At 28.9% G+C, this 19176-nt stretch carries 19 protein-coding genes; 7 read left to right on the forward strand and 12 right to left on the reverse strand.

The genetic code is table 11. From position 1 onward, the window contains the following. Positions 1 to 91 precede the first annotated feature (91 nt). The 11 genes from ACMCMH_RS05460 to ACMCMH_RS05510 all read right to left on the reverse strand — a co-directional run bounded on the left by ACMCMH_RS05460 (position 92) and on the right by ACMCMH_RS05510 (position 10011). A complete protein-coding gene (locus ACMCMH_RS05460; protein WP_412727834.1) occupies positions 92 to 970 on the reverse strand; it encodes a flagellin in 879 nt (292 codons plus the stop codon). Positions 971 to 1146: 176 nt separating this feature from the next. Further along, on the reverse strand, positions 1147 to 2019 hold the full coding sequence (locus tag ACMCMH_RS05465; RefSeq protein ID WP_412727835.1) for a flagellin: 873 nt from the start codon (positions 2017 to 2019) through the stop codon (positions 1147 to 1149). A gap of 176 nt (positions 2020 to 2195) precedes the next feature. Next, positions 2196 to 3068 (reverse strand): flagellin, encoded by an 873-nt coding sequence (locus ACMCMH_RS05470; protein ID WP_412727836.1) that lies wholly within the window; start codon positions 3066 to 3068, stop codon positions 2196 to 2198. 161 nt (positions 3069 to 3229) lie between these two features. Then, positions 3230 to 3424, reverse strand: coding sequence for a hypothetical protein (locus ACMCMH_RS05475; protein WP_412727837.1), 195 nt, complete (start codon positions 3422 to 3424; stop codon positions 3230 to 3232). A gap of 120 nt (positions 3425 to 3544) precedes the next feature. Continuing rightward, the gene (locus ACMCMH_RS05480) at positions 3545 to 4423 is read right to left on the reverse strand and encodes a flagellin (RefSeq protein ID WP_412727838.1); all 879 of its coding nucleotides are present in this window, start codon (positions 4421 to 4423) and stop codon (positions 3545 to 3547) included. Between the two features lie 14 nt (positions 4424 to 4437). After that, positions 4438 to 5310: a flagellin gene (locus ACMCMH_RS05485; protein WP_412727839.1), complete on the reverse strand. Its 873-nt coding sequence runs from the start codon at positions 5308 to 5310 to the stop codon at positions 4438 to 4440. Positions 5311 to 5542: 232 nt separating this feature from the next. Beyond that, positions 5543 to 6805: a homoserine dehydrogenase gene (locus ACMCMH_RS05490; RefSeq protein WP_412727840.1), complete on the reverse strand. Its 1263-nt coding sequence runs from the start codon at positions 6803 to 6805 to the stop codon at positions 5543 to 5545. Next, a complete protein-coding gene (locus tag ACMCMH_RS05495) occupies positions 6806 to 8032 on the reverse strand; it encodes an LL-diaminopimelate aminotransferase (protein ID WP_412727841.1) in 1227 nt (408 codons plus the stop codon). It abuts the gene before it with no gap. Positions 8033 to 8043: 11 nt separating this feature from the next. Next, complete coding sequence (locus ACMCMH_RS05500; RefSeq protein ID WP_412727842.1) at positions 8044 to 8868, reverse strand: hypothetical protein; 825 nt, start codon at positions 8866 to 8868, stop codon at positions 8044 to 8046. Positions 8869 to 8870: 2 nt separating this feature from the next. Continuing rightward, a complete protein-coding gene (rlmB, locus tag ACMCMH_RS05505) occupies positions 8871 to 9554 on the reverse strand; it encodes a 23S rRNA (guanosine(2251)-2'-O)-methyltransferase RlmB (protein WP_412727843.1) in 684 nt (227 codons plus the stop codon). 40 nt (positions 9555 to 9594) lie between these two features. Continuing rightward, a complete protein-coding gene (locus ACMCMH_RS05510) occupies positions 9595 to 10011 on the reverse strand; it encodes a Fur family transcriptional regulator (RefSeq protein ID WP_412727844.1) in 417 nt (138 codons plus the stop codon). 153 nt (positions 10012 to 10164) lie between these two features. Between ACMCMH_RS05510 and ACMCMH_RS05515 the strand changes: the two genes are divergently transcribed. The 6 genes from ACMCMH_RS05515 (at position 10165) to ACMCMH_RS05540 (ending at position 17089) form a co-directional block, all read left to right on the forward strand. Beyond that, entirely contained in the window at positions 10165 to 12009 is a 1845-nt protein-coding gene (locus ACMCMH_RS05515) for a response regulator (protein ID WP_412727845.1), read from the forward strand. Further along, positions 12006 to 12899, forward strand: coding sequence for a diguanylate cyclase (locus tag ACMCMH_RS05520; protein WP_412727846.1), 894 nt, complete (start codon positions 12006 to 12008; stop codon positions 12897 to 12899). The genes ACMCMH_RS05515 and ACMCMH_RS05520 overlap by 4 nt, the downstream gene beginning before the upstream one ends. Before the next feature lie 139 nt (positions 12900 to 13038). Then, entirely contained in the window at positions 13039 to 13635 is a 597-nt protein-coding gene (locus ACMCMH_RS05525; RefSeq protein ID WP_412727847.1) for a peroxiredoxin, read from the forward strand. 158 nt (positions 13636 to 13793) lie between these two features. Continuing rightward, positions 13794 to 14309, forward strand: a complete 516-nt coding sequence (locus tag ACMCMH_RS05530) for a rhodanese-like domain-containing protein (RefSeq protein WP_412727848.1) — start codon at positions 13794 to 13796, stop codon at positions 14307 to 14309. A 151-nt stretch (positions 14310 to 14460) separates the two neighbouring features. Continuing rightward, positions 14461 to 15804, forward strand: a complete 1344-nt coding sequence (thiC, locus tag ACMCMH_RS05535) for a phosphomethylpyrimidine synthase ThiC (protein WP_412727849.1) — start codon at positions 14461 to 14463, stop codon at positions 15802 to 15804. A gap of 91 nt (positions 15805 to 15895) precedes the next feature. Continuing rightward, on the forward strand, positions 15896 to 17089 hold the full coding sequence (locus ACMCMH_RS05540) for a P-loop NTPase (protein ID WP_412727850.1): 1194 nt from the start codon (positions 15896 to 15898) through the stop codon (positions 17087 to 17089). Positions 17090 to 17146: 57 nt separating this feature from the next. Here the strand turns inward: ACMCMH_RS05540 and ruvC are convergent, their stop codons facing one another. Continuing rightward, positions 17147 to 17635 carry a crossover junction endodeoxyribonuclease RuvC gene (gene ruvC / locus ACMCMH_RS05545; RefSeq protein WP_412727851.1) on the reverse strand — a complete coding sequence of 163 codons (489 nt, stop codon included), beginning with the start codon at positions 17633 to 17635 and terminating at the stop codon, positions 17147 to 17149. 121 nt (positions 17636 to 17756) lie between these two features. On the opposite strand from ruvC, the gene dnaA reads away from it, so the two are divergent. After that, complete coding sequence (gene dnaA, locus ACMCMH_RS05550) at positions 17757 to 19076, forward strand: chromosomal replication initiator protein DnaA (protein ID WP_412727852.1); 1320 nt, start codon at positions 17757 to 17759, stop codon at positions 19074 to 19076. Positions 19077 to 19176 lie beyond the last annotated feature (100 nt).

Genomic DNA, 19176 nt, shown 5'->3' on the forward strand with positions numbered 1-19176 from the left:
TGATAAAAAGATTGTATTTAAATTGTTCTACAAAGTCAATAAAAAAGCCCAAGTAATCTATACTTGGGCTTAAAATAGATTCTTAAAATTATTATTGTAATAATCTCATTACATTTTGACTTGTAGAGTTTGCTTGACTTATAGCATAAGTACCAGCTTGAGAAATAATATTTTGTTTATTAAAGTTTGCAGATTCTTGTGCATAATCTACATCTCTAATTACAGATTCTGCTGCTTTTGTATTTGTTACTTGTGTCATCAAGTTTCTAATTGAAGACTCTAATTGGTTTTGAGTTGAACCGAAGTCTGCTCGCCATGAGTTTAGTTCTGTTAATGAACTGTCTATGTTATCCATTAATGCTCTTGCTGAAGCTTGCATACCACCTGCACTATCTGTTGCAGCTGCACCCCAAGCACTTGCTTGAGTATAAACTTCATCTAATCCATTAAGACCAGAAGTATTCGCTTGAACACCAGCTTTTGTTGCAATTGTATCTGCTGCTAATGTACCCATTTGAAATGTTAAAGATACTCCAACACCAGCACTAGTTGTTGTTTCTTGTAAAAGAGCTGTACCATTATATGTTGTTTGTTTTGCAATATTATCAATTTGTGCAGCTAATTTTGATATATCCTTACCAATTGCTTGGATACCCTCTACAGATGTTGTTGCTGTACCTGCTTGAATTAATTTCTGCTTAATAACATCTAAAATATTAGATTGTTCTGCCATAGCTTTATCTGCTATTTGTGTTAGTGTTACAGCTGAATTACCATTTGCTACTGCTTGATTTAATCCATTTGCTTGTGTTCTTAGTTTATCTGCTATTGATAATCCTGATGCATCATCACTAGCTTTATTGATTTTATAACCTGTTGATAATTTCTCTAATGAACTTGAAATACTATTACTTGTATTTTTATTTGCTTCTTGTGCTACTAATGAGCTTACATTTGTATTGATTCTCATAATTTATCCTTTTAAATATTTATGATACTTTGTAACTTGTGTTACGACGAATAAACATTCTCATTTAAATCTCTTCTTTTGAGCATAGGGACTTTCACCCTTCGGTATAAATTTATACCTATATAAATAATTTAGAAGAAACCTACCATAAAGCTAGGTTTCTATCTATTGTTTAGCTATTGTAATAATCTCATTACATTTTGACTTGTAGAGTTTGCTTGACTTATAGCATAAGTACCAGCTTGAGAAATAATATTTTGTTTATTAAAGTTTGCAGATTCTTGTGCATAATCTACATCTCTAATTACAGATTCTGCTGCTTTTGTATTTGTTACTTGTGTCATCAAGTTTCTAATTGAAGACTCTAATTGATTTTGAGTTGAACCGTAATCTGCTCTCCATCCATTTAGTGTTGTAAGTGCTTTATCCATACCAGCTAATGAGTTTCTTGCCGATAACTGCATATCTCCTGCACTTCCACCTGCTGTAAAAGCTGCAATTGTTGTTCTTGCAGAAGTTAATGCTGAAAGACCAAGTTCATTCGCTTGTACTCCAGCTTTTGTAGAAATAGTATCTGCTGCTAATGTTCCCATTTGGAATGTTAATGCTGTTCCTGCAGCATTTCCTGCAGCACTCTCTTGTAAAAGTGATGTACCATTATATGTTGTTTGTTTTGCAATATTATTAACTTGGTCAATAAGTTTACCTATATCTTTACCAATAGCTTCAATACCTTCTGCAGATGTTGTTGCTGTACCAGCTTGAATTAATTTCTGCTTAATAACATCTAAAATATTAGATTGTTCTGCCATAGCTTTATCTGCTATTTGTGTTAGTGTTACAGCTGAATTACCATTTGCTACTGCTTGATTTAATCCATTTGCTTGTGTTCTTAGTTTATCAGCTATTGATAATCCTGATGCATCATCACTAGCTTTATTGATTTTAAAACCTGTTGATAATTTTTCTAATGAACTTGAAATACTATTACTTGTATTTTTATTTGCTTCTTGTGCTACTAATGAGCTTACATTTGTATTGATTCTCATAATTTATCCTTTTAAATATTTATGATACTTTGTAACTTTTGTTACGACGAATAAACATTCTCATTTAAATCTCTTCTTTTGAGCATAGGGACTTTCACCCTTCGGTATAAATTTATACCTATATAAATAATTTAGAAGAAACCTACCATAAAGCTAGGTTTCTATCTATTGTTTAGCTATTGTAATAATCTCATTACATTTTGACTTGTAGAGTTTGCTTGACTTATAGCATAAGTACCAGCTTGAGAAATAATATTTTGTTTATTAAAGTTTGCAGATTCTTGTGCATAATCTACATCTCTAATTACAGATTCTGCTGCTTTTGTATTTGTTACTTGTGTCATCAAGTTTCTAATTGAAGACTCTAATTGATTTTGAGTTGAACCGAAGTCTGCTCTCCATCCATTTAATTTTGTAAGTGCCGCATCTACTTCATCAAGGTTTAATCTAGCAGCACTTTGAAGACCTGCTGCACTATCTGCTGTTGCTGTCCAAGTTTTTGCCGAAGCCTGTAAAACATCAATTGATAATCCTGATGTATTTGCAGTAACACCAGCTTTTGTTGCAATTGTATCTGCTGCTAATGTACCCATTTGAAATGTTAACGCTGTAGCAGAATCTGAACTAGCTGCACCTGCTTGTAATAATGATGTACCATTATATGTTGTTTGTTTTGCAATATTATTAACTTGATCTAATAATTTATCAATATCTTTACCAATAGCTTCAATACCTTCTGCAGATGTTGTTGCTGTTGATGCTTGGATTAATTTTTGTTTTACAACATCTAAAATATTAGATTGTTCTGCCATTGCTTTATCTGCTATTTGTGTTAGTGTTACAGCTGAATTACCATTTGCTACTGCTTGATTTAATCCATTTGCTTGTGTTCTTAGTTTATCTGCTATTGATAATCCTGATGCATCATCACTAGCTTTATTGATTTTATAACCTGTTGATAATTTCTCTAATGAACTTGAAATACTATTACTTGTATTTTTATTTGCTTCTTGTGCTACTAATGAGCTTACATTTGTATTGATTCTCATAATTTATCCTTTTAAATATTTATGATACTTTGTAACTTGTGTTACGACGAATAAACATTCTCATTTGAATCTCTTCTTTTGAGCATAGGGACTTTCACCCTTCGGTATAAATTTATACCTACATTAACCATAATTATTATATAACTTTTCTTAAATTTAGATTAATTAGATTCCAAGTCTTGAATGACTTTTATTGTTTTTATATTACTATTAACTCTTCTTTTCATCGCATGTTTTTTAATATGCTTAGAAAGAATTTTTTTATATTTATTGTAATTTCTTGAATCTATTTCATATTCACATAATTTCTTTTGCAGTTTTAAAATATCGCTAGGGATAGAACTTTTTGTTTCCATTTCTTTCTCCTGATAATCAAATTATCACATACCTTTTCTTAATATTAGATTAAAATACATAAGACTTATAAAAAAACCTAAGCTTTTAAACTTAGGTTTTTCATTATTTTATTATTTAATTTATTGTAGTAATCTCATTATATTCTGACTTACATTATTTGCTTGACTTATAGCATAAGTACCAGCTTGAGAAATAATATTTTGTTTATTAAAGTTTGCAGATTCTTGTGCATAATCTACATCTCTAATTACAGATTCTGCTGCTTTTGTATTTGTTACTTGTGTCATCAAGTTTCTAATTGAAGACTCTAATTGGTTTTGAGTTGAACCGAAGTCTGCTCTCCATGAGTTTAGTTGTGTTAATGCACTATCAATTTCAACTAACTGTCCTCTTGCTGATGCTTGCATAACTGTAGCGTCTAATCCTGCACTCCATGCTTCAACACCTGTTTTTAATGCTGACATACCATTTAAACCTGCTGTATTTGCAAGTGTCCCTGAAGCAGTTTTAATTACATCACTTGCTGTTGTACCCATCTGAAATGTCATCGCAATTCCCGAGGTTACACTACCTGCAGATGCTGTACCCTGCAATAAATTTGTACCATTATATGTAGTTTGTGCTGCAATATTATTTAATTGTTCCAATAATTTACTTATATCTTTACCAATAGCTTCAATACCTTCTGCAGATGTTGTTGCTGTTGATGCTTGGATTAATTTTTGTTTTACAACATCTAAAATATTAGATTGTTCTGCCATAGCTTTATCTGCTATTTGTGTTAGTGTTACAGCTGAATTACCATTTGCTACTGCTTGATTTAATCCATTTGCTTGTGTTCTTAGTTTATCAGCTATTGATAATCCTGATGCATCATCACTAGCTTTATTGATTTTAAAACCTGTTGATAATTTCTCTAATGAATTTGCAAGTGTTACATTTGTTTGTTTATTTGCTTCTTGTGCTACTAGTGAGCTTACATTTGTATTGATTCTCATAATTTATTCCTTATTTATTGTAACAATCTCATAACATTTTGTTGAACATTATTTGCTTGACTTATAGCATAAGTACCAGCTTGAGAAATAATATTTTGTTTATTAAAGTTTGCAGATTCTTGTGCATAATCTACATCTCTAATTACAGATTCTGCTGCTTTTGTATTTGTTACTTGTGTCATCAAGTTTCTAATTGAAGACTCTAATTGATTTTGAGTTGAACCGTAATCTGCTCTCCATCCATTTAGTGTTGTAAGTGCTTTATCCATACCAGCTAATGAGTTTCTTGCCGATAACTGCATATCTCCTGCACTTCCACCTGCTGTAAAAGCTGCAATTGTTGTTCTTGCAGAAGTTAATGCTGAAAGACCAAGTTCATTCGCTTGTACTCCAGCTTTTGTAGAAATAGTATCTGCTGCTAATGTTCCCATTTGGAATGTTAATGCTGTTCCTGCAGCATTTCCTGCAGCACTCTCTTGTAAAAGTGATGTACCATTATATGTTGTTTGTTTTGCAATATTATTAACTTGGTCAATAAGTTTACCTATATCTTTACCAATAGCTTCAATACCTTCTGCAGATGTTGTTGCTGTACCTGCTTGAATTAATTTCTGCTTAATAACATCTAAAATATTAGATTGTTCTGCCATTGCTTTATCTGCTATTTGTGTTAGTGTAATAGCACTATTACCATTTGCTACTGCTTGATTTAATCCATTTGCTTGTGTTCTTAGTTTATCAGCTATTGATAATCCTGATGCATCATCACTAGCTTTATTGATTTTAAAACCTGTTGATAATTTCTCTAATGAACCTGCAAGTGTTACATTTGTTTGTTTATTTGCTTCTTGTGCTACTAGTGAGCTTACATTTGTATTGATTCTCATGGAAAAATTCCTCTTTATATTAAGTGTATATGTTTTATAGTTCTATTATAAGTGAACATATCTTAACATTGGCTTATTTTTGAGAAATTTGTTGTTAGTAAGCCCTTTATCTAAAGCTTTTACTTTCCAATTCTTAAGATAAGATTGTTGATAATCTTATCTTAAGAATTGGAAATTTTAAGGAGTATGTGTTATACAAATGTATACTCAAATACATTTGTATAACTTTTATTTACTCTTCTATTCTTATCATAGTAGGTTCACTATTAACGACACCTGCATTTTTTAATTCTTTCAAAGCATTTTTAATGTCTAACTCTTTACAACTGTGTGTAGATAAAAGAAGGTTTACACTATTTGTTTTTGATGCTTTTTGTACCATTGTTTTTATAGAGATGTTTTTATCTCCTAAAATAGTAGCCACTTTTGCTAATACTCCACTTTTATCTTCAACTTCAAGTCTTAGATAATATTTTGTAACCATATTATCTATATTTGCTAATTTAAGTCCTGATTCTAGTGGCTTATTAAATCCTAGCATTGGTGTTGATTTTCCACTTCTTGCAATGTCTATTATATTTGCTATGACTGCACTAGCAGTTGCATCGCCACCAGCACCTGGCCCATAATACATCGTTTCACCAACTTTATCTCCTATAACAGAAACTCCGTTCATCACACCATCTATTTTAGAAATCATTTCACTATTTGGAATAAGAACAGGATGAACTCTTAGTTCTACTTCATCTTCATTTGTTTTTGCTATTGCTAAAAGTTTTAAAGAGTAATCAAACTCTTTTGCAAAAGCGATATCATCACTATTGATATTTTCTATACCTTCAATTAGTATATCTTCAGGCTTAGCATCGATTCCATAAGCAATCGAAGCTAAAATAAGCAGTTTATGAGCAGCATCGAATCCACCTACATCAAATGTAGGATCAGCTTCTGCGTATCCTAACTCTTGTGATTCTTTTAAAATATCTTCATATTCTACGCCATCATTGATCATTCGTGTTAGCATATAGTTACATGTACCATTCATAATACCTTTGATAGATTCTATGTGATTTGCACTCAATCCATCTCTTAGGGCATTAATAATAGGGATTCCACCAGCAACTGCTGCTTCAAATTCAAATGCAGTGTCACCCGCTATATCTTGTAAATCATATCTGTGATACGCAAGAAGTGCTTTGTTTGCTGTTACAACTGCTTTCCCTTTTTGGAGTGCTTTTTTAACAACTTCGTAAGGTTGTTCAACACCACCCATTAGTTCAACTACTATATCAATAGAATCATCATTTAATATATCATCAACATTATCGGTAAGTTTAATAGACACATCTCTTTTTTTTGATAGATTATGAACCACACCACTTACAGGTGTGATTTCTACTCCTGCTCTTGCTGTAATAATATCTTTATTAGCTTCTAATATTTGACAAACACTAGACCCAACTGTTCCTACACCTATTATTCCTACTTTTAACATCTATTTCTCTCCATTTTCATACTGCTTTAAAAATGTTTTTATATTTCTTGCAGCTTGTCGTATTCTTTTGTCATTTTCTATCAATGCTATTCTTACATAGTTTTCACCAGTTGGTCCAAACCCAATACCAGGTGCAACTGCAACTCCAGCTTCTACAAGCAATTTTTTTGAAAATTCTAGTGAACCTAAATGTTCTACACATTTTGGAAGTTTTGCCCATACAAACATACTTGCTTTGTTTCTTTTTATTTTCCAACCTGCATTTGCAAAAGCATCTAAAAGTACATCTTGTCTGTGATCATATTTGTCTGTTATATCTTGTACACATTTTTGGTCACCATTTAGTGCCACTGTAGCTGCAACTTGAATAGGTGTAAACATTCCATAATCTAACCACGATTTTATTTTTTGTAAAGCACCTATAAGTCTAGTATTTCCTACAAAAAAACCTACTCTCCAACCTGCCATATTATATGATTTACTTAATGTAAATGACTCAACTGCAACATCCAAAGCTCCAGGTGCTGCTAATATAGATGGTGTTTTATACCCATCAAAAGTAATATCACCATACGCAATATCACTAATTACATAAAATCGCTCTTTTTTTGCCATATTTACAAGTCTTACATAAAATTCAGGTGTTACAGTTGCTGTAGATGGGTTGTGTGGAAAATTCACTAAAACATGTTTTGGTCTTTTGCCCTCTTCGGCATTATCAAATATCTCTTGAAGGTCATTGAAAAATCTATCCTCATCTATTTCATAATCTTCGTTAAAAACTATACCAAAATTTTTCACCTCTCCACCTGCTAATATAAAAGCATAATTATGAATAGGATATGTTGGATCAGGAACAACAGTCACATCACCTGGATTTGTAATAGCATAAGCTAAATGTGCATATCCCTCTTTACTTCCCATGGTAGCAACACATTGTGTTTGTGGATCTAAAACTACATCATATCGTCTTTCGTACCAATCTGCTATAGCTTTTAGTAATTTAGGGATACCTTTTGATGTAGAGTATCCATGTGTTTTTGTTTTTTTAGCAGATTCTACTAACTTTTCTCTAATATGATTAGGGGTATCTCCATCTGGATTTCCCATCGAAAAATCTATAACATCGTGACCATTATGTCGCTCTTTCATTTTAAGTTCATTTACCTCTGCAAATACATATTTTGGTAATAACTCTACTCTATTAAATTTTATTTCATCAAACATTTTTATCCCTTTTACCTTACTATAACAGAAAGTCCTCTTTTAATATTTATCAGATTATACAAGTCTGTAACTTTTACATATCTTGTATTTTCTGGTATTTTTACTTTAAATCCTTTATAAACCCTATTTTTTTTGATAACCTTTAAAATTTTTAAATCTTTATCAAAGAAAACAATGTTTGGAAACCAATTATTTAAATTTCTACTTATAACTTGTAGCGATTGTGCTTCTTCTATTTTTAGCATATATGCACGCAAAGGTTTTTGAAATTTTACTTTTTCATAATTGTCAATTTTGATGGCACTATCTAAATCAGCATTTTTAAAATCTATTTTATAAAACCACTTATTAGAACCTTTGTTCACAACTTCAATTACATTTGCACTATTTTTCCTAAGTTCGTTTAATAAAACGACAGGGTCTAGCATATACTCAGCTTTAAAAAGAATCTTCCATGTTAGTGTTTGTTTATCATCAATACTCATAGATTTTGTAAAAAAATATCTATACCCAATCATATGCATAACATCATTTAAAATTTTGTATGATTTAAAGTTTTTTTCTGAACTTTGAAACTCTATCTCTATATCACGAGGTTTATTTAATCGTAAATTTAATAAACCATTTTCTTGTAATGTATTAAAAACTTTTAGATATTTTATTTGATTGTTTATGATATATTTTGATTCATCTTTAAACAGTAAACTAATTAAGCTACTATGTATTTTATAATCTTTTGTACCAATTATATTTTCTACTTTCTCTTTTAGAACAGAACCGCTTAAAAAAGTGGTAAATAATATACTTATTACAATAACTACAAAAAATCTAGACATTTTTATTTTAGCTCATATATTAAAATACCAGCAGCTACTGATACATTTAAACTATCAAAATCATTTTCCATATTTATAGAAACTTTTAAATCAAGTTTTTTCTTAAGTTTATTTGACAGTCCATCGCCTTCATTTCCTAAAAATAAAGCAACTTTTTGATCTTTTTCTCTTTGGATATCTTTTACTTCATACCCTTCCATATCAGCCCCAACTAAAGAAAATCCAACTTGTTTTAACTCGTTAGCTAAATCATAACTATTATATGATATTGCTATTGGCATATCTAGCATAGCACCAGAACTTGTACGCACAATAGGTGCTGCATAAAAGTTTTTTAAACCACAAATGATAACTGAATCTACACCCATAGCGTAACAGCTTCTTACAATCGCACCGATATTTCCAACATCACTAAGACCATCTAAAACAACAATAAAGTCGCTTTTTTTCACATCTTTCATATGTGCAAATTCAAATTCATCGATATCTAGTAAAAATCCTTGATGATTTCCACCTTTTGCCAATGCTTGTGCTTTTTTATTATCAGGACGAACTATTTTTGCCCCAACATCCATAAACTTATTAAAAAGTTTTTTATCTATCTCTTTTGTTAAAAAGATCTGTTTTATCATTTTTGGATGTTTTTCCAAAATATAAAATACTATTTGTTTTCCATATACTATCATGCTTAAATTTTATCTAAAAATTACTTATGAAATAGTTTTTTTATAATTCTTTGTTTTCAATACACTTTATACATTTTCCTGAAAAAACTAAATCACTTTGCATTATCTCAAATTTGTAATCATTTGATAATGTATCAATCATTTTTTTTGTATCTATTTTTACATCAGAAACTGCGCCACAGTAATTGCAAACTAAATGGGAATGTTGCTCTTTGGCTATTTCAAATACTGATTTTTGATTTGGTATTTTTACCTCTAAAAGTAACATGTTTTTAATCATCGAATTTATATTTTTATATATAGTAGCCAAAGATATCGAGCTAAACTTTTCTTTCACTTCTTCATACAGTTTATCTATATTGATATGCCCATATTTATCTATGGATTCAATTATAACTAATCTTTGAGGTGTAGCTTTTAAATTGTATTCTCTTAATATTGTTGTATAATTTTTCATAATATAGATTATACTAGAAAAATATGTAAAATTAATTATTAATAAATAATTGTTATCCCTTAGTATTTTAAATTTATTTTTATGTAAGTTTTTTTTTCATTTTTTGTTCATTAATTTCTGCTAAAATTACTAGAATGAATATAAGGAAATCGAATGTTAAAAAACAAAATATTATATATTGATTCTAATCAAGTATTTGCTTCAAATATTTTATCTAATCTTATTAATTCAAAATATGAAGTTTTATTTTCAAAAAATATAAAAGAAGCTTTTACATCTTATTCACTTAACAAACCTGATATTATAATCTCAGATTCAATTATAAATGGGAAAGAGAGTTTTAAATTTTTAAAAAAATTAAAATCTAAAAATGAGAATTTAAAAATTATTATTTTTACAGATGAACATAATGAAAAATTATTTTTAAATGCAATTGATTTAAAAATTGATAAGTTATTATTTAAAAATATTCCATTTAAGGAATTAAACAATCATATACAGAATTTAGAAATTAATAAAAATGAACAAAAAAATGAACTTATTAATTTAGGGAAAAATTTTTATTACAATAAAGATATCAATAAAATTTTTAAAGATAATCAATCAATTCATTTAACTATTCAAGAAAATAATTTGATTAATGAGCTTATTAAATCTCAAGGAAATTTTATATCTAATATTGCTTTACAATCAATCATTAGTAAAGAAGAGATTGCCTCTATTGATACATTAAGAACAATTATAAGACGAATTCGAAATAAAACATATAAAGATATTATAAAAAATAAAAGTAGCATTGGCTATAAAATCAATTATCTTAATAATGAAGAGAATCATAGAAAATACCATATAGATAAAATAGTAAAATTGAATATAAAAGTATTATTAATAAAAGGGAAAAAAGAAAAAAGTGATTTAATCAAATTTCAATTAGAAAAATTAGGGTTTATTTGTGAAAATTGTTGTACTTTAGAAAATGCAAAACTTTTATTAAATAATTCCCACTATGATTATATTATCTCTGATTTATATCTTCCAGATGGAGATGCTATTGATTTTATGAGAGAAGTAAATCAATCAAAATTTCTAATCTTGTCAGAACTTGAAGATATGCACTATAAAGAATATTTATATTTTAAAGGTATCATTGATTATATAATTGATATTGATGATATAAATTATTTAACATATAATATTTACAAAACAATTTTTACAATTGAAACAAACACAGAATTTAATAATATTTTAGTAATTGATAAATCAAAAAGAATCTGTGAACAAATTAAAGATCTATTACAGCCTAGAAACTATAATATAACTGTATTAAATAATCTTTCTCATGCTTATGAAATATTGAAAACAAAAAGATTTTCTCTAATAATACTTGATATTAATATTAAAAATAATTTTGATTTTCTACATAAAGTAAAATCTACAATTAACGATTTAATTGCATTTATAATGTTAACAGATTCAGATAAAACATACAATACATTGCGTGAAACTTACAAAAACGGTGCAACAGAAACTTTGAGAAAACCTATTTTTGCAGAAGAGTTTATACTTAAAATTGACCAAATTATTGAACATTCAAAAATTGTAACAAATCTAATACAACAAAAAGAACTTTTAAGCTCATATAAAACAATTATTGATACTTCTGCAATTATTTCTAAAACAAATAAAAATGGTATTATAACTTATGTAAATGACAAATTTTGTAATATCTCAGAATATTCAGAAGATGAATTAATAGGGAAAAATCACAATATTATAAAACATCCTAGTACGCCAGATGATCTTTTCAAAGATTTGTGGAATACCATATTAATTGAGAAAAAGATTTGGTCAGGTGTTATTACAAATAGAACTAAACATAATGAAAACTATATTGTGCAAACATCTATAATGCCTATACTTGATAATAAAAATAATATTATTGAATTTATAGCACTTAGAAATAATATCACTGATATATATAAAGAGAGAAATTTATGATACATATTCCAAAAGAAGAATATCACTATGATCAAAAAGCCTTTCATGAGTTTAAAAGATTATATAAACTTATCAATCACTCTGTTTTATATACTACATCAGATTTAGAAGGAAATATTACCTCTGTATCAAAAGCATTTGAGGTACTAAGTGGATATAAGGAATCTGAGCTTATAGGAAAAAACCATAATCTCTTTAGAAATCCAAATACCCCTGATGAGTTTTACGAAAAAATGTGGAGCAAATTAAAAACAAATGAAAGATTTACAGGAGAAGTTAAAAATATCACAAAACATAATATAGAATATTGGTTACGCTTAATTATTGAACCAATATTTGATGAGAATGGTATCAAAATTGGATATGCTTCATATAGAGAAAATGTTACACATACAAAAAAACTAGAATATATTGCAACTCATGATACATTAACTGATATTTTCAATAGAGAACAATTCAATGTAATGCTAGATATACAAATAAGAAAAGCAAAGCGATATAAACATCAATTTGCACTCATTATGTTAGATATTGATCATTTTAAAAAAATCAATGATACTTATGGTCATTTATTTGGAGATAGTGTTTTATTTAAGCTAGCAAAATTACTCGAAAATAATATTAGAATTGATGATATTGTTTCTAGATGGGGTGGTGAAGAGTTTGCTATTATTATGTCCATAAATAAAGAAAATGGAGCAAAAATATTAGCTGAAAAATTAAGAAAAGTTGTAGAAACTACAAATTTTTCGACAAAAGAAAAAATTACAATTAGTATAGGAGTTGGTCATTATAATCAAAATGAAACAAAAGCAGAATTTTTCGAAAAAGTTGACAATGCACTTTATCAAGCAAAAAAGTTAGGAAGAAATATTGTAGTAGAAAGCTAGTATAATCAATAATTTTTATCCTTTAATAATACTTATTATTAACACTAGCTTAAAAGAAAAAGTTTATTATTTAGTATTTTGCAAAATTAATTTTTTTATGTTAACATTCTTCTATCAAAATTAAAACAAGGAATTATATATGTTAGTAACAAAACAAGCTCCAGACTTTACAGCAACAACTGTATTAGCAGACGGTCAAATCGTTGAAGATTTTAAATTATCAGAAAACTTTGGTGAAAAAGGTACAGTACTTTTCTTTTACCCATTAGACTTTACATTTGTATGTCCATCAGAAATTATTGCATTTTCTAAAAGAGTTAAAGACTTTAAAGAAAGAGGTGTTAATGTTATTGGTGTTTCTGTTGATTCACAATTTTCACACTTTGCATGGAGAGAAACACCAGTAAAAGAAGGTGGTATTGGAAGAGTAGAGATGCCTTTAGTTGCAGATATTACTAAAAATATTGCTAGAGATTATGATGTATTACTTGATGATGCAGTTGCATTAAGAGGTTCTTTCTTAATCGATGCTGATGGTACAATCAGACATGCAGTTATTAATGACTTACCACTAGGTAGAAATATTGATGAGATGATCAGAATGGTAGATACTATGTTATTTACTAACGAGTTTGGTGAAGTTTGTCCAGCTGGTTGGGTTAAAGGTGATGATGGTATGAAAGCTGACACTGAAGGTGTTGCTGAGTATTTAGCTTCTCACGAAGATTCTTTATAATATTTAAATTATAAACTATACTATTCAAAAAAAGGGGAAGTGTTAAATCACTTCCCCTTTTTTTATTTTATAATCTTTACTAATTTAGTAGGGTATTTAATAATTTATTAAGAAATAATCGTTATACTAATCCCTACTAAAATACAAGGGATTAAATTATGAAATTTACAAATTTACTACTAGCGACAACATTACTAGCAACTGTTGCAACTGCATCAGAGTTTATTCCATATAAACAACTGACAAAACAAATTAAAGCAGAAGAAAAAAAAGCAGGAAACTTTGCAAGTGCACAAGATGTAAAAAATGCACTCAAGGCAAAAGATTGGGCTGTTGTTGATGTAAGAACTCAATTAGAATGGGCAGCAGCAAGTATAAAAGGTAGTTCAAGAATAGGGAGACAATCCCCTGAAACTGCTTTAGCAAATATTGTATTAGATGATGATGATAACTTTATCAAAGACAAAATTATTGTTATTTGTAATTCTGCTTCAAGAGCTTCAATAGAAGCACAAACATTTAGAAAAATGGGTTTTAAAGAGGTTAAAATATATGATATGTATAGCTGGATTGATGAGTGTAATCCTGTAGTAACTGGTTACTCAAAGAAAAAAGATAAAAAAGGTACTAAAAATAAATTTGGTATGTTTAAAGCTGAACACTGTTACAAGTAAATTAAAAACTCCACAAGTATGATTTTATATTATACTTGTACTCTACAAAATTCAAAAATTTTACTTCTATTTATTAAGTCTACTACATAAGAAAAAGTAAATGATACTTAGATATAATCATTCAAATAAATTAATTTAGGAAATATATATTATGAGAGATTGGTTAGATAAATATCAAGACGATAAAGTAAGAACTCAAATGTATTACGCAAAACAAGGTCGTATAACTGAAGAGATGCAATATGTTGCAGAGATTGAAAATTTAGATCCAGAACTAGTAAGAAGTGAAATTGAAAGAGGAAGATTAATCATCCCTTCAAATATCAATCATATAAATCAAAAACCAATGGCAATAGGAATAGCAAGTAAATGTAAAATCAATGCAAATATCGGTTCATCTGCATTAGCTTCAGATATTCAAGGTGAAATTGATAAAGTTGATGTGTGTTTAAAATATGGTGCAGATACAATTATGGATTTATCTACAGGTGGTGACCTTGATTCTATTAGAGAAGCTGTTATAAAACACTCTACAGTTCCTATTGGAACAGTTCCTATTTATCAAATAATCCATGACTGTGGAAACGATATCAATAATTTAAATATCGAAGTGATGTTAAAAACTTTAGAAAAACAAGCACAACAAGGTGTAAGTTACTTTACTATTCATGCAGGTTTTTTACTTGAAAATATGCCTTTAATTGCTCAAAGAAAAATGGGTATCGTTTCAAGAGGTGGATCTTTAATGGCTTCTTGGATGATGCATTATCATAAAGAAAATCCATTTTATGAAGCATTTGATGATATTTTAGATATTTGTGCTAAATATGATGTATCTTTATCTTTAGGAGATAGTTTAAGACCAGGTTGTTTAGCTGATGCTTCTGATCCTGCTCAATTAAATGAACTTAAAGTTTTAGGTGAACTTACACTTAAAGCTTGGGAAAAAGATGTACAAGTTATGATCGAAGGACCAGGTCATGTTCCTATCAATGAAATTGAGCGAAATATGAAACTTGAAAGAGAATATTGTCACGAAGCTCCTTTTTACATCCTTGGACCATTAGTTACTGATATTGCTGCTGGTTATGATCATATCTCATCTGCTATTGGGGCAGCTGTTGGTGGATGGCATGGTTGTAGTATGTTATGTTATGTTACACCAAAAGAGCATTTAGGACTTCCAAATGCTGATGATGTAAGAGAAGGTATCATCGCATACAAAATTGCTGCTCATGCTGCTGATATAGCAAGAGGTAGAAAAAATGCCACTGATGTAGATGATGCTATGTCTGATGCTAGATATAATTTTGATTGGAATAAACAATTTGAATTAGCTTTAGATGGTGATAGAGCAAAAGAATATCATGATGAAACTCTTCCTCAAGAAGTATTTAAAGAAGCAGAATTTTGTTCTATGTGTGGACCTAAATTTTGTTCATATAAAATCACAAGAGAGATTGTTGCTAACCATCCTGAATTAGAAGAAAATTAGTAAATTATATGGTTTTATAATAAGTTATTTTAAATAAGATAAAATTTATCTTATTTAAATATTATACGAATATAAGAAAAAAAGGAAAATAATGGCAACTATTAATGATATTAATGAAAAATTAAAATCTGTTGTATATCCAGGATTTAGCAAATCAATTGTTGATTTTGGATTTGTAAAAGATGTTGATTTAAATGGGAATGATGTTACAGTAACTGTAGATATTACATCAACAGATCCTGAAATCGAAAAAAAAGTAAAAGAAGATATAACTAAAGAATTAGAAAGTTTATCTTTAGATACTATACATATTATAGTAACAAAACCTGTAGCACCTAAACAACAAAGTAACTCTCAAAGTGGAAAAAATGTAGCCCCACAAGTAAAAAACTTTGTTATGGTAAGTTCAGGTAAAGGTGGAGTTGGAAAATCAACTACCTCTGTAAATTTAGCAGTCGCTTTAGCGATGCAAGGGAAAAAAGTAGGGCTGTTAGATGCAGATATCTATGGACCAAATATACCTCGTATGGTTGGACTTGAAAATGAAAAACCTGAAATTGTTGGAAATAAAGTAATACCTTTTAATGTATATGGTATTGAGATGATGTCAATGGGTGCACTAATAGATCAAGGACAAGCTTTGATGTGGAGAGGGGCAATGGTTATGAAAGCTATTACTCAACTACTACAAGATATTGCTTGGGGTGAATTAGACTGTTTAGTTATAGATATGCCACCAGGAACAGGTGATGCACAGCTTACATTAGCTCAAAGTGTACCAGTAGCAGCAGGTATCAATGTAACTACTCCTCAACATGTAGCACTTGATGATTCAAGAAGAAGTTTAGATATGTTTAAAAAATTACATATTCCAGTTGCTGGAATTGTTGAAAATATGTCTGGATTTATTTGTCCATCATGTGATACAGAGAGTGATATTTTTGGAAAAGGTACCTGTGATGAACTGGCAAATGAATATGAGACTAAAGTAATTGCAAATATCCCTATTGAACCAAGTATAAGAGTTGGTGGAGATGAGGGGAAACCTATAGTTTACTTTTATCCTGATAGTGCTAGTGGAAAAAGATATTTGAAAGCTGCTGAGATGTTGTGGGAAAATATTGTCCAATCAAATTCTGAAGGTACAATTGGAAATGAAGCAATTCAACCAAATATGCCAGCTGGTGTAAGTGCTTGTAGTACTGAAGGTCAAGCACACAAAGCTGCACAAGAAGCTAAAAAAGATGATAATGGTGGATGTTGTGGTGGTGGTCACTGTTCTTAAATTAGAACTTATTCTACACATAAAAGGGGATTGAAAATTAAATTTCAATTCCCTTTTTTATTTTAAAGATACTCTTTGAAAATGTGTCAATGCAACTGCAATTGCATCTGTTATATCAAGAGGTTTTATCTCTTGTTTTATCCCTAATAATTTTTTTACCATAAAAGCAACTTGCTCTTTACTTGACTTACCATTACCTGTTACTGCTTTTTTAACCTGTAAAGGGGTATATTCGCTAAAATTTCCTATATCTAATAGAATTTTCAAACTAATCGCTCCTCTAAACTGTGCAAGCTTTATAACCGACTTTGGATTGAAAGCATAAAACATATCTTCAATAGCTACTTCATCAATTTTATGAGTTTTTAAAATAAGATCAATAGCTTCTACCATTTCAAGTATCTGTTCTTGTAAATTTCGACTTTTTATTTTAATTAATCCCGCTTCAACCAATTTTGGCTTCTTACTACTTTTCACATTGGCACAATTCTCAAGAATGGCGTAACCACAGTTGATTGTACCCGGATCTATCCCTAAAATTTTCAATTAATTCACACCTTATCACATATAATTCATTGTTTATTCACATATAATTATATAATTTTGACAATATTAACATATTTTAGATATAATAATATATATTAAGAAATAATTAGGAAAATATAAGTTGACAACAAAAGAGATATTATTAGCATTAGAGAGTGAAGTATCAAAAAATGACTTTGAAAATGTCTTGAAGCAACTTGTATACAAAAAAGTTAGTTCAAGTAATGAGCTCGCTGTATTTGAAGTAAATAATAAATTTATTGCAAGTTTTATAAAAACTAAGTATACAACTATTTTACAAGAGATATTTGAAAAAGAAACAAATATCAAACCATCTATTGAAATTATCATTACTGGTGAAAAAAGAAGAACAAAAAAAGCTATAATTGATGAACAACAATCAAGTTCACATGCAGATAGTACAATTTTAAACCAATCGTTTACATTTGATTCATTTATTGTAGGAAAATCAAATGAGATGGCATATAATTCTAGTAAAGCAGTCGCTGAAAAACCAGGTACTCAATACAATCCACTTTTTATTTATGGTGGAACAGGATTAGGTAAAACTCATCTTTTACAAGCAATTGGAAATGATGCAGTTTCAAAAGATAAAAATGTAATCTATGTAACTATCGAACAGTTTATGAACGACTTTTTATTTTCAATGAAAAATAAAAACTTAGAACATTTTAAATCAAAATATAGAAAATGTGATTTATTACTTATCGATGATGTACAGTTTCTTACAGGAAAAGAAACAACTCAAGAAGAGTTTTTTCACACATTCAATGAACTTAAAAATTCAAACAAACAAATCGTACTTACAAGTGATAGACTGCCATCTCAAATTGCAGGACTTGAAGACCGTATTAAAAGTAGATTTGAACATGGTTTAAAAGCACATATCAATTTACCAGAATTAGAAACAAAAATTTTAATTATCGAGAAAAAAAGTGAACTTAATGGTATTGTACTTACAAAAGATATTGTTCACTATATAGCTACAAACCTTGGTAATTCTGTAAGAGAGATAGAGGGTGTACTTATACAAATAAATGCAAATGCAAATCTTTTAGGTGTAGATATCAATATAGAACTTGTACAAAGAGTTCTAAAAGATCAGATTAAAGAAACAAAAGAAAATATCAGATTGATTGATATCATTAATATTGTTTCAAATCAATTAAATATTAAACCTTCTGATTTAAAATCATCTAAAAGAACAAAAAATGTAGTAGATGCTAGAAGAACTGTGATTTATCTTGCGCGAGAGCTTACACATAACTCTATGCCTGATATTGCAAAATTTTTAGGGATGAAAGATCATTCAAGTGTTTCTAAAAATATATCTAAAGCAAATGAACTAATTGAAAAAGATGAAAACTTTAGATTAAAGCTTGAAAATCTAAAAAATAAGATTATAAATAAGGATTATTAGTAAATAGAAAAATTAACTTAATGTGAATAGATGTGAACAACTTTTAATATTTAAAAACAATAAAAATGCTTTAAATATTGACTTTATAGATTGTTTTCAT

Origin of the sequence: Arcobacter sp. 15-2 (genome assembly GCF_047159865.1) — a bacterium.
GTDB lineage: Bacteria > Campylobacterota > Campylobacteria > Campylobacterales > Arcobacteraceae > JAIOSF01.